Raw genomic sequence first — 17,695 nt, 5'->3', positions numbered from 1 at the left:
TTGGCGGCAGCGATCATCTGCGCACGATTCGTGGATCGGTGGTGTTAGCCAGTCTAAGAGCCAATAGCACAAATTACCCAGAGCTCAGCACAAGCTCAAAAATTTCATGCATTTGGCCCAGATAATTCCAGCCTTGCCAAAGTCAGAAACAAAAAAGCCCGCATTGATGCGGGCTTGATGCGGAAATACGGCCGGACGACCCCGGCCGTTTCCTATTGCGCAATCATTCCCACTCAATCGTCGCCGGCGGCTTCGTCGACACGTCGTAGGTCACGCGGTTGATGCCGCGCACTTCGTTGATGATCCGGCCAGACACCTTCTTGAGCAGGCCGTAGGGCAGCTCGGCCCAGTCGGCGGTCATGAAGTCGCTGGTCTGCACGGCGCGCAGGGCCACGACGTAGTCGTAGGTGCGGCCATCGCCCATGACGCCCACGCTCTTGACGGGCAGGAAGACGGTGAAGGCCTGGCTGGTGAGGTCGTACCAGTTCTTGCCGGTGGCTTCGTCCGTCCAGTTGCGCAGTTCCTCGATGAAGATGGCGTCGGCGCGGCGCAGCAGGTCGGCGTATTCCTTCTTGACTTCACCCAGGATGCGAACGCCCAGGCCCGGGCCCGGGAAGGGGTGGCGGTAGACCATTTCACGCGGCAGGCCCAGGGCCACGCCGAGTTCGCGCACTTCGTCCTTGAACAGGTCGCGCAGGGGCTCGAGCAGCTTCAGGCCCAGTTGTTCGGGCAGGCCGCCGACGTTGTGGTGGCTCTTGATGGTGACGGCCTTCTTGCTCTTGGCGCCGCCCGACTCGATGACGTCGGGGTAGATGGTGCCCTGGGCCAGGAAGGTGGCGCCCTTGTGGCCAGCATCGCCGGCCTTGAGCTTGGCGGCCTCGGCCTTGAACACGTCCACGAACAGGCCGCCGATGATCTTGCGCTTGGCCTCGGGCTCGCTGACGCCGGCCAGCTTGCCCAGGAACAGGTCGCTGGCGTCCACGCGGATGACCTTGGCGTGCAGCTTGCCTTCGAACATTTCCATGACCATGTCGCCTTCATTGAGGCGCAGCAGGCCGTGGTCCACGAAGACGCAGGTCAGCTGGTCGCCGATGGCGCGGTGGATCAGGGCCGCGGCCACGGACGAATCCACGCCGCCCGACAGGCCGAGGATGACTTCCTCGTCGCCCACCTGCTCGCGGATTTTGGCGACGGCTTCCTCGATGTAGTCGCCCATGATCCAGTCGGCATTCGCCGCGCAGATCTCGCGCACGAAGCGGTTGAGCAGGGCCGCGCCCTGCACGGTGTGCGTGACTTCGGGGTGGAACTGGACGGCGTAGAAACGGCGCGCCTCGTCGGCCATGCCGGCGATGGGGCAGGACGGCGTGGAGGCCATGACCTTGAAGCCCGGGGGCAGCTCGGTGACCTTGTCGCCGTGGCTCATCCAGACCTTGAGCATGCCGTGGCCTTCGGCCGTGGCGAAGTCCTCGATGCCCTTGAGCAGTTCGGTGTGGCCATGGGCGCGCACTTCGGCATAGCCGAATTCGCGGGTGTGCGAGCCTTCGACCTTGCCGCCCAGCTGGGTGGCCATGGTCTGCATGCCGTAGCAGATGCCCAGCACGGGAATGCCCAGCTCGAACACGGCGTCGGGGGCGCGGTCGTCCACTTCGTAGACGCTGGCGTGGCTGCCCGACAGGATCACGCCCTTGAGGCGGCCGTCGGCGGCGAATTCGCGCACCCAGTCGCTGCTGACGTCGCAGGGGTGGACTTCGCAGTAGACATGGGCTTCGCGCACGCGGCGGGCGATCAGCTGGGTGACTTGGGAGCCGAAGTCAAGAATGAGGATCTTGTCGTGTTGCATGGTCATCTCAGGCAAAGGTGATGGGAGGGGATCAGAAATCTTCAGGGGCCAGCAGCGCCAGCCCGCGCTTGCGCGCGGCGGCGGCCTGGGCCGCGTCAAAGGTGGCCAGCGGCAGGCGCAGCGACTGCGCGAGCCACAGGTAGGCCGCGTCATAGACCGGCAGGCGGGTGTCCAGCGCCACGTCGAGCACGGCCTTGTGCTGGGCGGGCGCCAGCTCGTGCAGCTCCACGCGGTGGCGGATGGCCTCGAGCACGCCCCACAGGCCTTCGACCGAGCTGTGCGGAATGCGGCCGCCGTGCACGCCCGAGGCGATCAGGTTGCCGCACTCCCACTGCCAGAGATTGGGCGCCTGCGGGTCCACTTCATGGCGGCGGATGCGGGTATACAGGCGCTGGGTGTGCACGCTGGCGGCATCGGGCAGCAGCCAGGCGGCGGTGACGGAGGCATCGAGCACGAAGGAGGTCATGCCTGGCTCCGGCCTGCGTGGCGCAGTCGGGTGGTGGAGTCCGGCGCCTGTGCCGACTGGGCCGGCTGGGCTGGCCGCACCGTGGCCTGCAGCGCCTGCATCTGCTCCAGCTCGCGGGCGATCTGCTCATCGGTGATCACGGGGCGGCGGCGCACCGGCAGCATGCGCACCACTTCCTTGCCGTGGCGGGTGATGCGCACTTCCTCGCCCTGCTCGACAAGTTCGATCAGGGCGGAGAAACGGGTCTTGGCTTCGTAGATGCCGACAGATTGCATGGCGGGGCTGAAAACAAAAGCAGGCCTGGTGTCCGGCCTGGCCCGAATTCTATCATTCTGGCCAGAATTTCCAAAAATTCAGACCAGAACCATGCGGATATTCGCGGGCCTTGCCTCGGGGGGCTGTCGGTGAACGCCACTCAGCGCTGTTCGCGCACGAAGCCGACAAACCGCGCCAGCGCGGGCGACATGACTCCGGCCGGCCAGGCCAGGCTGGTCTCGCAGACCGGCAGGGCAACGGCCTTGCTGCCTGCACGGGCGCTGGCGAAAACCGCCTCGCGGTAGACCACTCCGGGCCTGCAGAACTGCATCACGCTGGCGGGCACCCAGGCCAGGCCGATGCCGCCCCAGACCAGGTTCACGATGGTCTGCATCTGTATCGCCTGCTGCGCGATGCGCGGCACATGTCCGTGCCGTCGGTACAGATCCGTCACCGCGTCATGGAGCGAGGGCATGATGCGGCGCGGAAAGATCACCAGCGGCTGCTCCAGCACTTCGTCGAGCATCAGCCGGTCCGCACCGGCAAGCGCATGCTGCTGCGGCAGGGCCAGCACCATGGCTTCCCGTCCCACGGCCAGGCGCTCCAGGCCGGCCGGCGCATGCCCCGGGGCATGCAGCATGAGCCCGGCATCGATCTGCCCGCGCTCGAATGCCTCCATCTGCACATCGCTGGTGGCCTCGACCAGCTCCAGCGCCACACCGGGCGTGCCTGCCACGAAGTCCCGCACCCACAGCGGCAGCCGGGTGAAGCCGATGGTGGAGACAAAGGCCAGCCGCACGCGCCCCACTTCTCCCGCTGCCGCAGCCCGCGCAATCCCGGGCAGCGCTGCCGCCCGCGCCAGAAGCTCACGCACCTGCGGCACAAGCGCCTCGCCGGCGGGCGTCAGCGCGACGTGGCGGCTCGAGCGCTCGAACAGCGCCACGTCCAGGCTGCGCTCCAGCTGGGCGATGGCCTGGGTGAGCGGCGGCTGCGTCATGTGCAGGCGCGATGCGGCGCGGCCGAAGTGCAGCTCGTCCGCCACGGCCAGGAATTGCCGCCAGACGCGCAGATCAATGGGGGGCTCATTCATATGCACAGCATATCAATCATGCCGATGAATAGGATTGGATCAGATGAATCAGTCGGCCCATACTCATCCAACCCCCACAACGAGAGACATGCCATGACCCCGCCGAACCAGATCAACCGCCGAAGCGCCCACATCACCGAAGGCAAGGCGCGCGCAGCCAACCGCTCCATGTTCTACGGCATGGGCTACAAGGAAGAGGATTTCAAGAAGCCCATGGTCGGCGTGGCCAACGGCCACAGCACGATCACGCCGTGCAACTCCGGCCTGCAAAGGCTGGCGGACGCGGCCATCGCAGGCATCGAGGAAGCCGGTGGCAACGCGCAGGTGTTCGGCACGCCGACCATCTCGGACGGCATGTCCATGGGCACGGAAGGCATGAAGTACTCGCTGGTCAGCCGCGAGGTGATCGCCGACTGCATAGAGACCTGCGTGGGCGGCCAGTGGATGGACGGCGTGCTGGTGGTCGGCGGCTGCGACAAGAACATGCCCGGCGGCATGATGGGCATGCTGCGCGCCAATGTGCCGGCCATCTATGTCTACGGCGGCACCATCCTGCCCGGCAGGTGGAAAGGCCGGGACCTCAACATCGTCAGCGTGTTCGAGGCCGTCGGCGAGAACGCCGCGGGAAAGATCAGCGACCAGGAGCTCAAGGACATCGAGCAGCACGCCATTCCCGGCACGGGCTCGTGCGGCGGCATGTACACCGCCAACACCATGTCCAGCGCGTTCGAGGCGCTGGGCATGAGCCTGCCCTACTCCTCCACCATGGCCAATCCCCATGATGAAAAGGAAAACTCGGCCAAGGAATCCGCCAGGGTGCTGATCGAGGCCATCAAGATGGACCTCAAGCCGCGCGACATCGTGACGCGCAAGTCCATCGAAAACGCGGTCTCGGTGATCATGGCGACCGGAGGCTCCACCAATGCCGTGCTGCACTTTCTCGCGATCGCCCATGCGGCCGGCGTGCCCTGGTCCATCGACGACTTCGAGCGCATCCGGCAGCGGGTGCCGGTGCTGTGCGATCTCAAGCCCAGCGGCAGATACCTGGCGGTGGACCTGCACCAGGCGGGCGGCATCCCGCAGGTGATGAAGATCCTGCTGAATGCGGGCCTGCTGCACGGCGACTGCATCACCATCTCGGGCCAGACCATCGCCGAGACCCTGGCCGGCGTGCCTGACGAACCGCCCAACCCGCAGGTCATCCGCCCCCTCTCGGATGCGCTCTACCCGCAGGGCCACCTGGCCATCCTCAAGGGCAACCTGAGTCCGGAAGGTGCGGTGGCCAAGATCACGGGCCTGAAGAACCCGGTCATCACCGGCCCGGCACGCGTGTTCGACGATGAGCAATCGGCACTGGCGGCCATCCTCGACGGCAGGATACAGGCCGGCGACGTGATGGTGTTGCGCTACCTGGGCCCCAAGGGCGGCCCCGGCATGCCGGAAATGCTGGCACCCACGGGCGCCCTGATCGGCGCCGGCCTGGGCGAGAGCGTGGGCCTGATCACCGATGGCCGCTTCTCCGGCGGCACCTGGGGCATGGTGGTCGGCCACGTGGCGCCGGAAGCGGCCGTGGGCGGCACCATCGCGCTGGTGCACGAGGGCGACTCGATCACCATCGACGCGCACGCATTGCGGCTGCAGCTGAACGTGCCCGAAGACGTACTCGCCCAGCGCCGCGCGGCATGGAAGGCCCCCGCGCCCCGCTACACGCGGGGCGTGCAGGCCAAGTTCGCTTTCAACGCATCGAGCGCCAGCTCGGGCGCGGTGCTGGACAACTTCGCCATCTGAGCGTCGTCATCTGAGCTTCGTGAGCGCACGAAAAAAAGAGGTCCGGGCAGTGGCTGCCCGGACCTCTTTTCCATCTCGCGCCAAGGCGCCGGACCTGGATCAGTCGGCGCGGTAGTTCGGCGCTTCCTTGGTGATCTGCACGTCATGCACGTGCGATTCACGGATGCCTGCGGCGGTGATCTCCACGAACTCGGCCGTGTTGTTCATCTCTTCGATGGTGGCGCAGCCGCAGTAGCCCATGGCAGCGCGCACGCCGCCGGCCATCTGGTAGACGATGGAGACCATGGAGCCCTTGTAGGGCACGCGGCCTTCGATGCCTTCGGGCACGAGCTTGTCGGCATTGGGGTTGCCGGTGCTCGATTCCTGGAAGTAGCGGTCGGCCGAGCCCTGCTGCATGGCGCCGATGGAGCCCATGCCGCGATAGCTCTTGTACGAACGGCCCTGGTACAGGATGACTTCGCCCGGAGCCTCTTCGGTGCCGGCGAACATGCCACCCATCATGATGGTCGAGGCGCCAGCGGCCAGGGCCTTCGCGATATCGCCCGAGAAGCGGATGCCGCCGTCGGCGATCAGCGGCACGCCCGTGCCTTGCAGGGCCTGGGCCACGCTGTCGATGGCCATGATCTGGGGCACGCCCACACCGGCGACGATGCGCGTGGTGCAGATGGAGCCAGGGCCGATGCCGACCTTCACGGCGTCGGCGCCTGCCTCGGCCAGTGCCAGCGCAGCGGCGCCGGTGGCGATGTTGCCGCCGATGACGTCCACCTGCGGGTAGTTCTGCTTGACCCAGCGCACGCGGTCGATCACGCCCTTGCTGTGGCCGTGGGCCGTGTCCACCACCAGTGCATCGACGCCGGCCTTGACCAGCAGCTCCACGCGCTGCTCGGTGCCCTCGCCCACGCCCACGGCGGCGGCCACGCGCAGGCGGCCTGCGCTGTCACGCGCTGCGTTGGGGAAGGTGGTCTGCTTGGTGATGTCCTTGACGGTGATCAGGCCCTTGAGTTCAAAGGCGTCGTTCACGACCAGGATGCGTTCGAGCTTGTGCTTGTTGAGCAGGGCCTTGGCTTCCACGGGCGTGGTGCCGTCCTTCTCGTTGACGGTGATCAGGCGCTCGCGCGGCGTCATGATCTGGCTGACCTTGACGTCGTAGCGGGTCTCGAAGCGCAGGTCGCGGCTGGTGACGATGCCCACCACCTTGCCGCCGTCGCAGACGGGAAAGCCCGAGATGCCGAGATTCTCGGACAGCTGCAGCACCTGCAGCACGGTGTGCTCGGGGGTGATGACCACGGGGTCGTGCACCACGCCGGATTCGTGGCGCTTGACCTTGGACACTTCGGCGGCCTGCTGCTCGGCCGTCATGTTCTTGTGGATGACGCCGATACCGCCCTCTTGCGCGATGGCAATGGCCAGACGCGCCTCGGTCACGGTGTCCATGGCGGCGGACACAAGGGGAATGTTCAGGGAGATGTTGCGCGAAAAGCGCGTCTTGAGCGAAGTGTCCTTGGGCAGGACCTGGGAGAAAGCGGGGACCAGAAGGACGTCGTCGAAGGTCAGGGCTTTACCGAGAAGGCGCATGTGAGAGCTCCAAAAGAAGGATTGTACCCGTGCGCCGGATCACAATGTATGCTGTAGGCCATTCGGCCCGATCCCCAACTCACCATGCACGCCATCAAGCTTGTTTTGCTAGTCACGCTTGCCGCCTGTTCGCTGCCCGCAGCCGCCCAGTGGCAATGGGTCGACGCCACAGGCCGCAAGGTCTTCAGCGACCGCGCACCGCCTCCTGACATTCCCGCCAAGAACATCCTGCGCCAGCCTGGCGGCAGCACACCGCCGCCTGCCGCTGCGCCCTCCGCCGCTGCGGCAGCTGCGGATGCAGGCACGGCGCCTGCGGCGGACGCCGCGGCACCGGCAGCACCTGCCGCAGCCGCCAAGAACACCAAGCCCGCAGGCACCGACAAGGCCCTGGAAGAACAAAAGCGCAAGGCCGAAGCCCAGGAGGCCGCCAAGGCCAAGGCGGAAAAGGAACGGATTGCCAAGCAGCGCCAGGACAACTGCGCACGCGCCAAGCAGTCCAAGACCGCGCTGTCTTCGGGCCGCCTGCTGGGCTACACGAATGAGCAGGGCGAGCGCGGCTTCATGGACGACGCCACGCGCGATGCGGAACTCAAGCGCGCCGACGCCATCATCGCCTCCGATTGCGGCGCAATGCGCTGATCGCCGAATCCGGGCCGGCTCAGTAGCCGGCCTTGGCTCCAGGCCTCTGGCGCTGGAACAGCCCCGTGGCCCGAGCGCCCTGGCGTGCGAAACGCTCGCGGCGCGCCACCTTGGGGTCCACGGTCAAGGGCCGGTACAGCTCCACTCGGTCACCGTCGCGCAGGGCTTGCGTCAAAGGCGCGCTGCGGCCCCACAGGCCTGCCGGCCCGGCCTGCGCAAAGCCCAGCGCCTGCCAGCCGCCCGCCGCCGCCACCGCATCGGCAATCGTGGCACCGGCCGGCAATTGCAGAAACAGCTCGACGACTTCGCCGGCGCGCGCACTGCAGGCCAGCGTGATGCGCACAGCGGGCTGGGGCTCAGCCATAGACCTGCTCGGCACGCTTGATGAAGGCATCGACCATGGAGCCTGCAATGCGGTCGAACACCGGGCCGACCACGGCGGCCAGGGCCATGTTGTCGAAACCGTAGTCCAGTTGCAGTTCGACACGGCAGGCGCGCTGCGATCCGTCGCCCACGGGGCGGAACATCCAGTGGCCCTCCAGCCGCGAGAACGGCCCCTTGATCAGGCGGATGCTGACCTGGCGCCCGCCATCGTCGAGCACGCTGTGCGTGTTGCGCGTGACGAAGGACTTGCGCATGCCGCCGAATGCAATGCCCACCTCGGCCGTCATGCCCTGCTCGTCCTGCTCCAGCACCCTGGCCTGATCGCACCAGGGAAGGAAGTCGGCATAGTGGGCCACGTCCGTCACCAGGGCAAACATTTCTTGGGGGCTGTACCAGATCAGGACGGACTTGTTGACTTTTTTCATGAATGGGGCGGGCTGCACGGCATGCAAAACACCGGCAGCGCCGCCATGGCACAGCCGGCTGTCACAATGACGGCAAGGCGAAACTAAAATCCCGCACGGCGGGAAGACGGCAATCCAGTATTGTAGGGAGACCTTTCATCTCCAGGTTTTCGCCGCATCTATTACTCCATGGCCAAGAAACCTGAAACACAGTCGCGCATCGCCGACAACAAAAAAGCCGCATTCAACTACTTCTTCGAGGAACGCTTCGAGGCCGGCATCGTGCTGCACGGCTGGGAAGTGAAGGCACTGCGCAGCGGCAAGGTGCAGTTGACGGACGGCTACGTCATCGTCAAGGACGGCGAGCTGTTCCTGCTCGGCTGCCAGATCAACCCGCTCAAGACCGCCTCCACCCACGTCAACCCCGACGCGGCGCGCATCAAGAAACTGCTGCTCAAGAAGGACGACATCCTGCGCCTGATCGGCAAGGTGGAGCAAAAGGGCTTCACCCTGGTGCCCATCAACCTTCACTGGAAGAACGGCTATGTCAAATGCGACATTGCCCTGGCCAAGGGCAAGGCCGAGCACGACAAGCGCGACGTGATCAAGGACCGCGAAGGCAAGCGCGAGGTCGAGCGCGCCATGAAGAGCTTCAACCGTTGACGGGCATCCGCAGCTTTTTTTGCACTGCTGCGGAATAAACCGGCACGGCCCAGTGTTCATTGCAGTGTCCGGCCGCAATTTCGCGCGCCGGCAAGCACCGGAGACAGCGATGAAGAAGCTCGGCATGAAACTTGGTACCTGTGCCTTCACGGCAGCCCTGACATTGGCCCTGGCAGGCTGCTATTCCGCGCCTGCGGCCAACGCCTCTGGCCAGACGCCGCCCAGTGCGGTCAGCGTGCAAAACGGCATTCTGGTCGGCGCCAACGGCATGACGCTCTACACCTTCGACAAGGACACGGCCGGCAGTGGCAAGTCCGTCTGCAATGGCCCCTGCGCGACCAACTGGCCGCCCCTGATGGGCAAGCAGGCGCCCTCTGGCGGCAACTACAGCGTGATCCAGCGCGACGATGGCAGCAGCCAGATCGCCTACAAGGGCAAGCCCCTGTACTACTGGGTGAAGGACGGCAAGGCCGGCGATACCACGGGCGACGGCGTCATGGGCGTCTGGCATACCGCACGCCCCTGAGTCCGGCCCCCTGCGCGATCGGACCTGCCCATGGACCGCAGCCAGATCCTGGAGCACCTGCCCGGCCTGCGCCGCTACGCGCGGCTGCTGGCAGGCGATGCCTGGGCAGCCGACGACCTGGTGCAGGACACGCTGGAACGCGCCTGCCGCAAATGGCTGCTGTGGCGCTCCGATGGCGATCTGCGCGCCTGGCTGTTCACCCTGATGCACAACCTCTACCTGAACCAGCGGCGCTCTGCCGCACGAGGGCAGTGGCTGGACATCGACAGCCTGTCCGAGTCCCTGGCAGCGCCCGAGGACAGCAGCGACGCTGCCCTGGACCTGGAGCGCTGCCTGCAGCGCCTGCCCGCCGAGCAGCGGGCGGTGCTGCTGCTGGTCAGCGTGGAGGACATGAGCTATGCCGACACGGCGCGCGTGCTGCAGCTGCCCCTGGGCACCGTGATGTCGCGCCTGTCGCGCGCACGCTCCCGGTTGCGCGAGCTGATGGAGGCACCGCCCGCCCAGACTGCTGCACCCCAAGCCGCAGCCCCGTCGCTGCGCCGGCTCAAATGACGAGGCCGCCATGACTGCCCCCGCCCCCACCTCCCCCTCCTCCTGTGTCTCGGCTGCCACGGCCATCCCCGACGAGCAGCTGCATGCCCTGGTCGATGACCGCCTGCCGGCCCCACAGGCACAGGCGCTGCGCGAGCAGCTGGATGCAGACAGCGCAGCACGCGTGGAGCAATGGCAGCGCCAGCGGCAGCTGCTGCGCGCCCTGCACGGCGCCCGCAGCGAACCGCCCATGCCCGATGAAATGCGCGCCGCCGCCGAGCAGCTGCAGGGCCTGCAACAGCGCCAGCAGCAATGGTGGCGCTGGGGCGGCATCGCCGCAGGCTGGCTGCTGGCCTTCGGCCTGGGCTGGCTGGTGCACGGGCAGCAGGCAGCGCCTGCGGCACCCTCAACGGCGGACACGCTGGCCGCTGCCGCACCTGCCCGCTTCGCCCATCAGGCAGCAGTCGCCCACGCGGTCTACCAGCCCGAGCAGCGCCACCCGGTCGAGGTCGAGGCAGCGCAACAGGCCCATTTGCTGCAATGGCTTTCCAAGCGGCTGGGCCGGCCGCTGAAGCTGCCAGCCCTCACGGAACTGGGCTATGAGCTGGTGGGCGGCCGGCTGCTGCCCGGCGACAGCGGCGCACGCGCCCAGTTCATGTACCAGGATGCGGCCGGCGAGCGCATCACCCTGTATCTGGGCGCGCTGGAGGACCCGGCCACGCGTGGCGAGACCGCCTTTCGCTTCAGCAGCGACGGCCCCGTGCCCAGCTTCTACTGGGTGGACCAGGGCTTTGGCTATGCGCTCAGCGGCGCCCTGCCGCGCAACCGGCTGCTGCAGCTGGCCACGGCCGTGCACCAGCAGCTTTGAAGCCTGGGGCCACGGCTACCAGGGCAGCGGCGCCGCCTCGCCGTTGCCATGTTCGCCGTAGTACAGCGAGGGCAGGAAGCGCGACAGGTAGGTGAACTCCGTGTAGCAGTGGCGCAGCAGGCCCAGGCCCAGCGCGTCGGGCAGCTCGGCCGCCGGGTCCGTGCAGGACTGCCCCAGCAGGAAGCGGCTGCGCAGCACGCATCCAAAGGGCGTATCGCGCGCCAGGTGCACCATCTGCCCGTCCATCGGGTCCCCGCTGGCATCCAGCTGCACATGCTCGCCAAAGCCGATGCGTGCATAGACGGCGGCCGATGCGCGTTTTTCGGCAAAGGCCAGCTCCAGCTGCGCAGGGTCGAACAGCTCGCGCGGATCGTGGAACTTGAGCCTGGCCGCCACGGGCGGAATATCGGCCAGGGACTCCACGGCCTCGATGGAGGCGCCTATGTAGCTCTCGCCCTTCTTCCATTGCGCATCCCAGCCGCGATGTGCGATGTGGTCATGCGGATGCCACCACTTGATGTGCTGCGTGGTCTCGAAGAACTTGAACCACCAGTCCAGCATGCGGCCGCTGCAGCCGTGCAGGTCGGTACGGCAGGCCACCACCAGGCAGCCGCTGGGCAGGCGCTGGATTCCCGTCTCCAGCCGCAGCGGCGTGATGTGCAGCAGCTCGTCGATGCGGGAAATGTCGGGCTCGAAGGCATGGGAGTTCATGGGTGTTTTCCGTTCCTGGGTTGATGAGGAAAAGCCATCTTATATTAAAGAAACGAACAACGTTTCCAAACAATCGGATAATCCCAGCCGGGTAACAAAATGCTGCACAACCAGGCACGACCCTGCACAACACCGAACGGAACGACAAGAAATCCAATGGAATCCGAAATCACTCCTGCGGCCCCCAGGCCGCGCGGGCGGCCGGCCCGGCCCGAGCACGAGGCCAACGATGCCGCCCTGGCCGCCGCCACCTGGCTCTTGCTCAACGAAGGCTATGCCGCCACCACCATGGAAGCCGTGGCCAAGCGCGCGGGGCTGGCCAAGAAAACGCTCTACCGCTTTGCCGCCAACCGCGAGGATCTGGTGGCCCTGGTGGTGCGCAGCTGGACCGACGGTTTCCGCCCCGCCCTGTCGGCCGATGCGCAGTCGGCCTCAGAGGTGGCTCCGGCGCTGGCCGAGATCCTGCGCGTGATTGCCGCGCGCGTGCTGTCGGCCGAGGCGGTGGGGATGTTCCGCCTGCTCACCACCGATTTCCCCGCCAAGCCCGAGCTGCTGGAGGTCTACCAGCGCAACGGCATAGAGCGCGGCCGCGGCATGCTGGTGGACTGGCTGCGGCGCCAGTGCGCGAAGGGGTTGCTCAGGGCAGAGCAGCCCGATGTCATCTGCGACCTGTTGCTGTCCATGGCCATTGCCGAGCCGCTGCGGCAGATGGCCCTGGGCCTGACGCCGCCCGTGCCCGAATGGGATCCGGGCCCGCGCATTGACGACGCGGTACGGCTGCTGGCAGGCCATTCCTGCCGCATGGAGCCCGCTGATCGCTGAACCGAAAAAAAGCCATCCGGCGCGGTGCCGGATGGCCTTTTGAACCCTTGGAGGTTTGAGCAACCGCCGCGCGATCAGTCCAGCGCCGCCAGCGGGTGCGAGTGCACGGGCCAGGGGCTGTCGAAGAAGGCACGCCATTGCGCGTCCTGCACGTCTTCGATGCGCGCGGGGTTCCAGCGCGGTTGGTGGTCCTTGTCCACGGCCAGGGCGCGAATGCCTTCGATGGTCTCGCTCTGGCCGGGGCGCAGGTAAAAGCAGTGGCGCACCATGTCGCGCTCCATGCGCAGGTCCTGGGCCAGCGTCATGCCGCGTGCGCGGCGAATCTGCTCCAGCACCACGTGCAGCATCAGCGGCGAGCGCTTGCGCAGCGTGGCTGCCGTGTGCTGCGCCCACTCGCCATCCGCCGCTTCCAGTGCCTGCACCATGGCAGCCACCGTGGGCAGGGCGAACACGCGGTCGATCTCGGCGCGGGGCTGTGCCGCTGGCTTGGCCGGGGCCGTGAACTTCGACTTCACCAGGGCCTCGACGGCCGCTGCATCGGCAAAGCTGCCGGCGGCCAGGGCGTCCCACAGCGCAGGCTGCTGGTCCGAGGGCAGATAGCCATCGGCCAGGCCGAAGTCCAGCGCGTCGGCCGCGCCGATCACGTCGCCCGTCAGCGCCAGCCACTCACCCGCGTGACCGGGGCAGCGCGATAGGAAGTAGCCGCCACCCACATCGGGGAACAGGCCGATGGCCGTCTCCGGCATGGCCATCTTGGTGCGCTCGGTGACGATGCGCAGCGTGCCGCCCTGGCTGATGCCCATGCCGCCGCCCATGACGATGCCGTCCATGAAGGCGATGTAGGGCTTGCCAAAGGTGTGGATCAGGTGGTTGAGCGCGTACTCCTCGGTGAAGAAGTCCTCCAGCTGCGGATTGCCCGTGCTGCCTGCGCCGTGCAGAAAACGGATGTCGCCGCCCGCGCAGAAGGCGCCGAAGGCCCCTTCCTTGCCCATGCCGCGGATGGCCACGGCCAGCACCTGATCGTCCTTTTGCCAGGCCAGCAGGGTGGCCAGCAGATCGCGCACCATGCCCAGCGACAGCGCGTTCAGCGCCTTGGCCCGGTTCAAGGTGATCATGCCAATGCGGCCCCGCACTTCGCTGAGGACTTCGCCGGCAGCTCCCGTCATATCTTGCTCCTTGTTGCTATGCATGCCCTGCCCCGGCAGCCCGGGGCGATGAGCCGCAACCATAGCTGAAAATCCGCGCCCACCCCTGACAAACAGGTGCCAATTTGCGCAAGTGCACGACAGGGCGGGCAACCGCCGCGCACCGCAGCGCACTCAGTCCAGAGAGACGCCCGTGCTCTTGACCACGCCGGCCCAGCGCTTGATCTCGCTGCGGATGTAGGCGCCGTATTCCTCGGGCGAGGAGCCCAGGCCTTCGGCGCCCTGCAGCTGCAGCTTCTCGACCACGCCCGGGTCCTTGAGCGCGCGCATCAGCTCCTGGTTGAGCCGCTGGATGATGGCGGCCGGCGTTTTGGCCGGCACCATCACGCCCTGCCAGGCCCCGGCCTCGAAGCCGGACATGCCGCTTTCGGCCAGCGTGGGTGCATCGGGGAAGTTGGGCAGGCGCTTGGAGGAACTCACGGCCAGCAGCTTGAGCCGACCCTCCTTGATGAAGGGTGCGACGGAGTTGATGGTGTCCGTCATGAAGTCGATCTGCCCGGCCACCAGATCCACGTCGGCCGGCGCGCTGCCCTTGTAGGGCACGTGGCTGGCCTCGATCTGATAGTGCTGCACGACCTGGAAGGCCGCCAGGTGCGTGACATTGCCGTTGCCGGCCGAACCATAGGACAGCTGGCCCGCCTTGTCCCTGGCATGGCGCACGAACTCCTGCACGTTCTTCACCGGCAGCTTGGGGTTGACCACCAGGCCCAGCGGCACCACGGCCGTCAGCGCCACGGGCATCAGGTCCTTGTTCACGTCGTAGCTCATCTTCTTGTAGAGCGACGGGCTCAGCGCAATGGACGAGGTGTTGTAGAGCACGGTGTAACCATCGGGCGCGGCCTTGGCCACCAGGGCGTTGCCGATGTTGCCGTTGGCGCCGGGCCGGTTGTCCACGATCACGGTCTGGCCCAGTTGCTGCCCCACCTGCTGGGCCAGCACGCGCGCCACCAGGTCGGTGGGCCCGCCCGGCGGGAAAGGCACGACCAGCGTGATGGGCTTGCTGGGCCAGGGCTGCTGGGCCAGGGCCGCTCCCGGCACTGCCGCTGCGGCTGCCATGCAGGCCGCCACGGCGGCCAGCACCCTGCGCCGCCCTTGTCTGCCTGCGGCCTTGTTGCCTTTCTTGTCCATGCTGTTGTCTCCTGGTGTCGTTATGGGAATTCTTTTGTCCGCCTAGCTGCGCCCTGCCAGCAGGCGCACGGCCGTGTATTCCATGACCTTCTGGTGGCCCTGGTTGAAGACCCCGATGCGCGAGGTGACGACGGCGCGGTTGCCCTTGGAGGTGGGCTTGATGGCGGTGACTTCGACCAGGGCCTCGATGGTGTCGCCCACCAGCACGGGGCCGAGGATCTTCTGGTGCAGCTCCAGCATGGCCAGGCCCGTGCCCTGGATCATGCTTTGCAGGATGAAGCCTTCGATCAGCGCATAGGTCATGGCGCCCGGCACGGGGCGGCCGGCAATGGCGCCGCCGTCGTAGCCCTCCTCGATGAAGATGGCCTCCAGCATGCCCGTGGCATTGATGAAGGCGACCAGGTCGGACTCGGTCACGGTGCGGCGGAAGGTGCGCAGCTGCTGGCCAACCTTCAGGTCCTGCCAGAAAAAGCCCTGGCCCATGCGGGGCACGGCGTTCCAGGCGGCGCCAGGGTGGGGCTGCGGGGTGTTCACTGTCATCTCATGTCTCCTGTTGCGTGATCTGCAGACCGGCGATGCGCTCGGCGCTCCAGCCCGCCTGGGCCAGCAGCGCCGCCGTGTGCTCGCCCAGGCGCGGTGGCATGCCCATGGGGGCCTGCCGGCCATCCATGCGCACGGATGAACGCGGCAGGTGCACGGTGCCCATGGCGGGGTCGTGCAGCGGCACGAAGAACTTCGTGGCCTGCAGATGCGGATCGGCGGGAAGCTCATCCATGCGCGCCACCGGGGCGGCGGGAATCTCCAGGCGCTGGCAGGTGTCCAGCCAGTACTGGGTGCCGTGCAGGGCCACATACTCGCCCGCGGTCTCCAGCAGCTCGGCAATGTGGGCCGTGCGGCTGGCCTGGCTGGCAAAGCGCACGTCCAGGGCCAGCTGCGGCTGGCCCACGGCGGCGAAGAAGCGCTGCCAGTGCGCATCGGTGTACGGCATCATGCAGACGTGGCCGTCCAGCGTTCGGTAGGGCTTGCGCCAGGGCGCCATCACGCGCGGGTAGCCTGCGCCGCTGAGCGCGGGGCTGAAGTGCATGCCGTAGAAATGCTCGACCAGGTTGAAGCCCACCATGGTCTCGTACATGGGCACTTCGACAAAGCAGCCGTGGCCGCTGCGCTCGCGCTGGAACAGCGCCGCCAGCACGGCATGCGCGGCCACCAGGGCGCAGGTCTTGTCGGCCGCGATGGTGGGCAGGTAGCGCGCCTCGCCCGTCTGGCGCTCCATCAGGTCGGCCAGGCCGCTCATGCCCTGGATGACGTCGTCGTAGGCGGGCATGCCCGCATAGGGGCCGTCCTCGCCAAAGCCATGCAGGCCTGCGTAGACCAGGCGCGGATAGCGCTCGCGCAGCGTGTCGGGGTCCAGGCCCAGCGGGGCCAGCTTCTGCGGGCGCATGCTGTGCATGAACACATCGGCCGTGGCCAGCAGCGCATGCAGGGCCTGGCGCGCCTCGTCCTGCTTGAGATCGAGCACCACGCTCTTCTTGCTGCGGTTGGTGCCCATGAACATGGCCGCCATGCCGGGCTCCACGGCAGGGCCGGTGTGGCGCGTGGAGTCGCCGGCCGGCGGCTCGATCTTGATGACTTCGGCGCCATAGTCGGCCAGCACCTGGCTGGCCAGCGGCCCGAACACCACGCTGGACAGATCCAGCACCCGAATCCCTGTCAACGCAGCCTGCACTGTGGTCTCCATGTTGCTTCAGGGAGCCAGTATTTGATATCTTTGAAGTTGCGTCTAAGACTTAATTCAGCATCGCTGATACACGGTGGATATCAATGGACCTGCGCCAACTGCGTCACTTCGTCACCCTGGCCCGCACGCTCAACTACCGCCAGGCGGCCGAGCAGCTGCACATGTCGCAGCCGCCGCTGTCCCAATCCATCCGCCGGCTCGAAGACAGCCTGGGCGTGCAGCTGTTCCAGCGCGACCGCCGGGGCACGGAGCTGACCGAGGCAGGCCGGGCGGCCCTGGAAAGTGCCGAGCTGGCACTGCACCATGCGCGCCAGGTGCAGGAGGTCTCGCAGGCCACGGCCAGTGGCGAGCGCGGCCGGCTGCACATAGGCTTCATAGGCTCGGCCACGTTCTCGCTGATTCCACGGCTGGTGCAGGCCTTTCGCAGCGAATATCCGCTGATCGACCTGGTACTGACCGAATCGACCACGCGCGAGATCTGCGCGCAGGTGGCCAGCGGCGATTTCGATGCCGGCCTGCTGCGCTACCCGGTGACGCAGGCCACCGAGCTGTCCATCACGCCCGTGGAAAAGGACGAACTGGTGGCCGTGCTGCCCGAAGGCAACCCGCTGCTGCAGCGGCCCGCCTTGCGGCTGCGGGATCTGGCCGACCAGCCATTCATCAATTACCGCCCCAGCGAAGTGCCCGGCCTGCATGCGCTTGTGGTGCTGGCCTGCCAGAACGCGGGCTTCATGCCCCAGGTCAAGCAGCATGCGGTGCAGGCCCAGACCCTGGTCAGCCTGGTGGGCGCGGGCCTGGGCGTGGCCCTGGTGCCGGCCGTCGTGGCCAAGGGCAGCACGCCGGGGGTGGTGTTCCGCGCGCTGGCAGATACCGAGAACCTGCCCTCCATCGGCCTGGCCCTGGCGCTCAATCCGCAGCAAAGCGCAGCGGCCGGCCAGCGCCTGCGCGAGTTGCTGCTGCGGCTGAATGCCTGACGGACGGCCTGGCGGACGGCGTGGCAGAAGCCGCCGCAGAAAAGACAAAGGCCGCGGATGCGGCCTTTGACAATCAGGGCGGCGAAGC

At 67.1% G+C, this 17,695-nt stretch carries 20 protein-coding genes; 8 read left to right on the top strand and 12 right to left on the bottom strand.

Features of this window, described 5'->3' with window-relative positions; all coding sequences use genetic code 11:
• Positions 1-223 precede the first annotated feature (223 nt).
• The 4 genes from guaA to AC5I49_RS08430 all read right to left on the bottom strand — a co-directional run bounded on the left by guaA (position 224) and on the right by AC5I49_RS08430 (position 3,651).
• Complete coding sequence (gene guaA, locus AC5I49_RS08445; protein ID WP_016448864.1) at positions 224-1,840, bottom strand: glutamine-hydrolyzing GMP synthase; 1,617 nt, start codon at positions 1,838-1,840, stop codon at positions 224-226.
• A gap of 31 nt (positions 1,841-1,871) precedes the next feature.
• Complete coding sequence (locus tag AC5I49_RS08440; protein ID WP_012204856.1) at positions 1,872-2,306, bottom strand: type II toxin-antitoxin system VapC family toxin; 435 nt, start codon at positions 2,304-2,306, stop codon at positions 1,872-1,874.
• Complete coding sequence (locus AC5I49_RS08435) at positions 2,303-2,581, bottom strand: type II toxin-antitoxin system Phd/YefM family antitoxin (RefSeq protein ID WP_012204855.1); 279 nt, start codon at positions 2,579-2,581, stop codon at positions 2,303-2,305. The genes AC5I49_RS08440 and AC5I49_RS08435 overlap by 4 nt, the downstream gene beginning before the upstream one ends.
• Before the next feature lie 140 nt (positions 2,582-2,721).
• Positions 2,722-3,651, bottom strand: a complete 930-nt coding sequence (locus AC5I49_RS08430) for a LysR family transcriptional regulator (RefSeq protein ID WP_154834646.1) — start codon at positions 3,649-3,651, stop codon at positions 2,722-2,724.
• Between the two features lie 93 nt (positions 3,652-3,744).
• Between AC5I49_RS08430 and ilvD the strand changes: the two genes are divergently transcribed.
• Positions 3,745-5,439: a dihydroxy-acid dehydratase gene (gene ilvD, locus AC5I49_RS08425; protein WP_046238706.1), complete on the top strand. Its 1,695-nt coding sequence runs from the start codon at positions 3,745-3,747 to the stop codon at positions 5,437-5,439.
• Positions 5,440-5,538: 99 nt separating this feature from the next.
• Here ilvD and guaB read toward each other — a convergent pair whose 3' ends face one another.
• On the bottom strand, positions 5,539-7,014 hold the full coding sequence (gene guaB / locus AC5I49_RS08420; protein ID WP_013803023.1) for an IMP dehydrogenase: 1,476 nt from the start codon (positions 7,012-7,014) through the stop codon (positions 5,539-5,541).
• Positions 7,015-7,098: 84 nt separating this feature from the next.
• On the opposite strand from guaB, the gene AC5I49_RS08415 reads away from it, so the two are divergent.
• Positions 7,099-7,653 (top strand): DUF4124 domain-containing protein, encoded by a 555-nt coding sequence (locus AC5I49_RS08415; RefSeq protein WP_495789170.1) that lies wholly within the window; start codon positions 7,099-7,101, stop codon positions 7,651-7,653.
• Between the two features lie 19 nt (positions 7,654-7,672).
• Here AC5I49_RS08415 and AC5I49_RS08410 read toward each other — a convergent pair whose 3' ends face one another.
• Together AC5I49_RS08410 and AC5I49_RS08405 are read right to left on the bottom strand one after the other, a co-directional pair.
• Positions 7,673-8,017: an RnfH family protein gene (locus tag AC5I49_RS08410; RefSeq protein WP_016448868.1), complete on the bottom strand. Its 345-nt coding sequence runs from the start codon at positions 8,015-8,017 to the stop codon at positions 7,673-7,675.
• Entirely contained in the window at positions 8,010-8,462 is a 453-nt protein-coding gene (locus AC5I49_RS08405; protein ID WP_016452375.1) for a type II toxin-antitoxin system RatA family toxin, read from the bottom strand. The genes AC5I49_RS08410 and AC5I49_RS08405 overlap by 8 nt, the downstream gene beginning before the upstream one ends.
• Positions 8,463-8,630: 168 nt before the next feature.
• On the opposite strand from AC5I49_RS08405, the gene smpB reads away from it, so the two are divergent.
• The 4 genes from smpB to AC5I49_RS08385 all read left to right on the top strand — a co-directional run bounded on the left by smpB (position 8,631) and on the right by AC5I49_RS08385 (position 11,029).
• Positions 8,631-9,104, top strand: a complete 474-nt coding sequence (smpB, locus tag AC5I49_RS08400; RefSeq protein WP_016448870.1) for an SsrA-binding protein SmpB — start codon at positions 8,631-8,633, stop codon at positions 9,102-9,104.
• A 109-nt stretch (positions 9,105-9,213) separates the two neighbouring features.
• Complete coding sequence (locus AC5I49_RS08395; protein ID WP_016448871.1) at positions 9,214-9,630, top strand: COG4315 family predicted lipoprotein; 417 nt, start codon at positions 9,214-9,216, stop codon at positions 9,628-9,630.
• 30 nt (positions 9,631-9,660) lie between these two features.
• Positions 9,661-10,182: a sigma-70 family RNA polymerase sigma factor gene (locus AC5I49_RS08390; RefSeq protein WP_495789169.1), complete on the top strand. Its 522-nt coding sequence runs from the start codon at positions 9,661-9,663 to the stop codon at positions 10,180-10,182.
• Between the two features lie 10 nt (positions 10,183-10,192).
• Positions 10,193-11,029, top strand: a complete 837-nt coding sequence (locus AC5I49_RS08385) for an anti-sigma factor family protein (protein WP_495789168.1) — start codon at positions 10,193-10,195, stop codon at positions 11,027-11,029.
• 15 nt (positions 11,030-11,044) lie between these two features.
• Here the strand turns inward: AC5I49_RS08385 and AC5I49_RS08380 are convergent, their stop codons facing one another.
• The gene (locus tag AC5I49_RS08380) at positions 11,045-11,740 is read right to left on the bottom strand and encodes a DAPG hydrolase family protein (protein ID WP_016448874.1); all 696 of its coding nucleotides are present in this window, start codon (positions 11,738-11,740) and stop codon (positions 11,045-11,047) included.
• 156 nt (positions 11,741-11,896) lie between these two features.
• Here AC5I49_RS08380 and AC5I49_RS08375 point away from each other — a divergent pair, with 156 nt between their 5' ends.
• On the top strand, positions 11,897-12,562 hold the full coding sequence (locus tag AC5I49_RS08375; protein WP_154834648.1) for a TetR/AcrR family transcriptional regulator: 666 nt from the start codon (positions 11,897-11,899) through the stop codon (positions 12,560-12,562).
• Positions 12,563-12,636: 74 nt separating this feature from the next.
• On the opposite strand, the gene AC5I49_RS08370 is transcribed toward AC5I49_RS08375, so the two are convergent.
• The 4 genes from AC5I49_RS08370 to AC5I49_RS08355 all read right to left on the bottom strand — a co-directional run bounded on the left by AC5I49_RS08370 (position 12,637) and on the right by AC5I49_RS08355 (position 16,633).
• A complete protein-coding gene (locus tag AC5I49_RS08370; protein ID WP_016448876.1) occupies positions 12,637-13,728 on the bottom strand; it encodes an enoyl-CoA hydratase/isomerase family protein in 1,092 nt (363 codons plus the stop codon).
• Between the two features lie 153 nt (positions 13,729-13,881).
• Positions 13,882-14,895: a Bug family tripartite tricarboxylate transporter substrate binding protein gene (locus AC5I49_RS08365; RefSeq protein WP_313283269.1), complete on the bottom strand. Its 1,014-nt coding sequence runs from the start codon at positions 14,893-14,895 to the stop codon at positions 13,882-13,884.
• Between the two features lie 42 nt (positions 14,896-14,937).
• Entirely contained in the window at positions 14,938-15,435 is a 498-nt protein-coding gene (locus AC5I49_RS08360; RefSeq protein ID WP_495789167.1) for a MaoC family dehydratase, read from the bottom strand.
• A gap of 1 nt (position 15,436) precedes the next feature.
• Positions 15,437-16,633 (bottom strand): CaiB/BaiF CoA transferase family protein, encoded by a 1,197-nt coding sequence (locus AC5I49_RS08355; RefSeq protein ID WP_016448879.1) that lies wholly within the window; start codon positions 16,631-16,633, stop codon positions 15,437-15,439.
• A gap of 83 nt (positions 16,634-16,716) precedes the next feature.
• Here AC5I49_RS08355 and AC5I49_RS08350 point away from each other — a divergent pair, with 83 nt between their 5' ends.
• The gene (locus AC5I49_RS08350) at positions 16,717-17,607 is read left to right on the top strand and encodes a LysR family transcriptional regulator (RefSeq protein WP_016452380.1); all 891 of its coding nucleotides are present in this window, start codon (positions 16,717-16,719) and stop codon (positions 17,605-17,607) included.
• Positions 17,608-17,695 lie beyond the last annotated feature (88 nt).

It is taken from the genome of Delftia sp. (assembly GCF_059499305.1).
Note: the sequence above shows the minus strand (reverse complement) of the source record. Positions and strands in the feature narration are given on the sequence as shown.